This is a genomic window from Anabaena sp. UHCC 0253 (assembly GCF_009712085.1).
Lineage (GTDB): Bacteria > Cyanobacteriota > Cyanobacteriia > Cyanobacteriales > Nostocaceae > Dolichospermum.
This window is the reverse complement of the sequence record NZ_VILD01000001.1, coordinates 141259-145221: the sequence shown is the minus strand read 5'-3', so window position 1 is coordinate 145221 and position 3963 is coordinate 141259. Positions and strand designations below refer to the sequence as shown.

Below are 3963 nucleotides of genomic sequence, written 5' to 3'. Positions count from 1 at the left end.
GGAATAGGGAATAGGGAACAGGGAACAGATAAGAAACTTTAGTTGCACCAGTTGAAAGCTCAGTCAAAAAAAAGATGTTTTTCAACATGAGTTTTTTCTGTTCCCTCTGAACTAGTCTAACGAGGTACAAAATTATCTGCGTTCATCTGCGGTTAATTCTTTCTTATTCTACCTCGTTAGACGAAGAAATGGCATTTATCAGAAAAAGCTTTGAATATTCTGAACAAATTCTAAAGTATTTTCTAAATGAATATTATGTCCAACTTGAGGAATTATTTGTAATTTAGTACAGTTACATTTCTCATTTATTAATATATTAATATCAATAAATTTTTCATCTTTTTCACCAACTATTAATAAGATAGGAATAGTATTCTTAGGTAACAGTTCCCATAAACAAGGTTGAGAACCTGTTCCCATAAACTGCAATGATTTGACTAAATTTAAAGGATGATTTGCTAATCTAGTCTCTATCATAGATTGGTATTGAGGATGATTTTTGATATTTCCAAAGATTGGCTGTTGATACCAATTATTGAGAAAGTTATAAAAATCATCTTTACTGATTATTCGGGTTAATTTTCTAGCTATTTGAATATCACTTTTGATTCTAGCTAATTGTTCTGCTTCTGTTGCTAAACCTGGAGAAGCAGATTCTAAAATAACTTTAATGAATCGCTGGGGAAAATGGAGGGAAAGATATAAAGCTAATCTTCCCCCCATGGAATAACCAATTAAAAAACATTGGTCAATTCTTAATTCATCTAATAAGTTAATAATAGCTTGGGCTGTAGATGCCATTTGATAACATTCATCATCACCTAAAATCTGAGTTTTACCATGTCCTGGTAAATCAAGAATGAGATAGGAGAAATCATCATTTAGTAATTCGATGACTTCATTAAATTCATGAATATTACCCATAAAACCATGTAAAAACAGAATTATTGGTTTGTTTGGGTGATGAGTTAAAGAATAGTGAAATTGATATTGATTCAGAGTCATGAACAGTTAGCCAGCAGTGAAAAATTAAGGTAAAAATCTATCTAAAGCGGCTTTGAGTTGTTCAATTTCTAGCTCAATATTACCCTCTTGGGCGGCTCTAGCAATACACTCGGTTAAATGTTCATCTAAGACAATGCGTGCTACTTTATCTAATGCTCCACGCACAGCGGCAATTTGTAATAATACATCAGGACAAGGGGTATTTTGCTGTACCATAGTTTTCACGCCCCGAACGTGTCCTTCTATACGGGAAAGTCGGTTAATAATCCGCCGTAAAGATTCTTCACTGTGGACATGAGGATGAGCAGAATCGGCTTGGTGGTGATGGTGTGTGTGTTCTGCTTGCTCTGATGTAGATGAAGATTCGCTAGTTAGTGGGTTTGCTCCATTCATGGGTGATTATGTTAAGATTTGTTTTGGCATTTTGGCATTCACTAATATTTTAACCCAGCGATCGCCTGGGAAGATGAAAAAATATGCTCTACACCTAAGTGAATCAGAGATTCCGTAAAATCCCAGAAACTTAAAGTTGAGTGAAAATGTCAATAAACCAGAATCCTGATCGGATCTGTCAAAATAGGTGTAGATAGATTTATCAAGAAACAGTAAAAATTAGGCTTGTAGATTAGGTTGTGATTATGCGATTTTCCAAACTATCCCGGTCTATCCGACAACTCAGTACCCATGTTTTAGCGATTTTTATGGGAGTGATGTTGACTGTTACCTCTCTACAGGTATTACCTTCAGTAGCAGAACCGGGTCCAAATCCTGTCACTGAGTCATCAACAAAAGTTGCTCAAAAGTCATTGCCGGCTACATCTGTCATTGGTAGTAGTAGTTTTGTGACAGCAGCGGTGAATCGTGTGGGATCAGCAGTAGTCAGAATTGATACAGAACGAACGATTACTCGCCGAAATGATCCTTTAATGGAAGATCCATTTTTCCGGCGGTTTTTTGGTGATAGCTTTCCCCAACAATCACCAACTGAACAATTACGGGGTTTAGGTTCTGGTTTTATTCTCGATAAAAGTGGAGTAATTCTAACCAATGCTCACGTAGTTGATAAAGCTGATAAAGTCACAGTCCGTCTTAAAGATGGTCGCACTTTTGAAGGTAAAGTTAGAGGCATTGATGAGGTTACAGATTTGGCTGTAGTCAAAATAAATGCTGGTAATGATTTACCTATTGCACCTTTGGGTTCTTCTAGTAATGTTCAGGTAGGAGACTGGGCGATCGCTGTCGGTAATCCGTTAGGATTTGATAATACCGTCACTTTGGGAATTGTCAGCACATTGAAACGTTCTAGCGCCCAAGTTGGTATCAGCGATAAACGCTTAGACTTCATTCAAACTGACGCAGCTATTAACCCTGGTAACTCCGGTGGACCATTACTAAATGGTTTAGGAGAAGTGATTGGGATTAATACCGCAATTCGCGCCGATGCGATGGGGATTGGGTTTGCAATTCCTATTGATAAAGCTAAAGCGATCGCTGTACAATTACAACGAGATGGCAAAGTTGCTCACCCTTATTTAGGTGTGCAAATGGTAACATTAACACCGGAATTAGCAAAACAAAATAACAGTGATCCCAACTCTATGTTTGCGATTCCTGAAGTTAAAGGTGTTTTGGTAATGCGGGTTGTCCCTAACTCTCCTGCTGCAACTGCGGGTATTCGTCGCGGAGATGTGATTGTCCAAATTGATAATAAAGCAATCACCAGTGCTGAACAGTTGCAAAGGGTAGTAGAAGACAGTACCCTGGGTCAAATGTTGCAAATAAAAGTCCAAAGAGGTAGTCAAACACAAATGCTTTCAGTCCGTACCGCTGAATTGAAAGACATTTCTTAGTTACTTTTGAGTATGGGGTATGCTTCGGTGTACCCCTGACTATATCTGTAGAAATTCTTTCCATATTTATAGATTAACTTATCCCCAGAATCAGATAACTAATTTTTTACATCTGTAGTTCAAATTTTCCAGAATTGAAATAGAAATACTATTTATCAGTTAGTCTATTTATTAGCCCAACACCAATAAATAGAAAAATGCTGAAAATTTTTGCAGACAGAGGTGGGACATTTACAGATATAGTTGCTGTCACCCATAATCAAGCAATTATAGACAGACTTTCAAATTTTACAGAACGTTTTTTAATAGTCCCTCTAGCTCATCAAGAATGGGTAATAGTCTATAAATTACTTTCAGAAAATCCTGAACAATATCAAGATGCAGTTATTCAAGGAATTCGGGATATTATCGGTATTTCTGCTAATGAACCTATTCCCTATCAAACTATAGAGGTAGTGAAAATGGGAACAACAGTAGCAACAAATGCACTGTTAGAAAGACATGGAGACAGGGTAGTTTTAATCATTACCAAAGGCTTTAAAGATGCGTTACGAATTGGCTATCAAAATCGTCCGAATATCTTTGCTCGTCAGATTATTTTGCCTACCATACTTTATGAACAAGTAATTGAAGTAGATGAAAGATATGATGCTCATGGACATGAATTAATATCAGTAAATCCTGAAAAAGTTAAACATGATTTGCAAACAGTTTATAATACAGGAATTAGAAGTTGTGCCATTGTGTTTATGCACAGCGATCGCTATCCCAAACACGAACAACAAATAGCCCAAATTGCTCAAGAAATTGGCTTTACACAAATTTCTGTATCCCATCAAGTTAGTCCATTAATGAAACTCGTCAGTCGAGGAGATACCACCGTTGTTGATGCCTATTTAACTCCCATTCTTCGTCGTTATGTAAACCAAGTAGCTAGTCAATTACCAAATGTAAAATTAATGTTTATGAAATCTGATGGAGGATTAACTGATGCCGAAAAATTTCAAGGTAAAGATAGCATTTTAAGTGGTCCGGCTGGGGGGATTGTCGGTGCAGTACAAACCAGTAAAAGAGCAGGTTTTGAATTAATAATCACCTTTGATATGGG

4 protein-coding genes are annotated in these 3963 nt (G+C 36.8%); 2 read left to right on the top strand and 2 right to left on the bottom strand.

What is annotated here, in order from left to right; genetic code table 11:
• Nucleotides 1-198: 198 nt before the first annotated feature.
• Together menH and FJR38_RS00670 are read right to left on the bottom strand one after the other, a co-directional pair.
• Nucleotides 199-1005 (bottom strand): 2-succinyl-6-hydroxy-2,4-cyclohexadiene-1-carboxylate synthase, encoded by an 807-nt coding sequence (gene menH / locus FJR38_RS00675; protein ID WP_168498691.1) that lies wholly within the window; start codon nt 1003-1005, stop codon nt 199-201.
• Between the two features lie 24 nt (nt 1006-1029).
• Nucleotides 1030-1398, bottom strand: coding sequence for a metal-sensitive transcriptional regulator (locus FJR38_RS00670; RefSeq protein WP_168498689.1), 369 nt, complete (start codon nt 1396-1398; stop codon nt 1030-1032).
• Nucleotides 1399-1643: 245 nt separating this feature from the next.
• Between FJR38_RS00670 and FJR38_RS00665 the strand changes: the two genes are divergently transcribed.
• Together FJR38_RS00665 and FJR38_RS27965 are read left to right on the top strand one after the other, a co-directional pair.
• Nucleotides 1644-2855 (top strand): HhoA/HhoB/HtrA family serine endopeptidase, encoded by a 1212-nt coding sequence (locus FJR38_RS00665; protein WP_168534866.1) that lies wholly within the window; start codon nt 1644-1646, stop codon nt 2853-2855.
• A gap of 197 nt (nt 2856-3052) precedes the next feature.
• A partial coding sequence (locus FJR38_RS27965; RefSeq protein ID WP_254449298.1) for a hydantoinase/oxoprolinase family protein occupies nt 3053-3963 on the top strand: 911 nt, incomplete at its 3' end.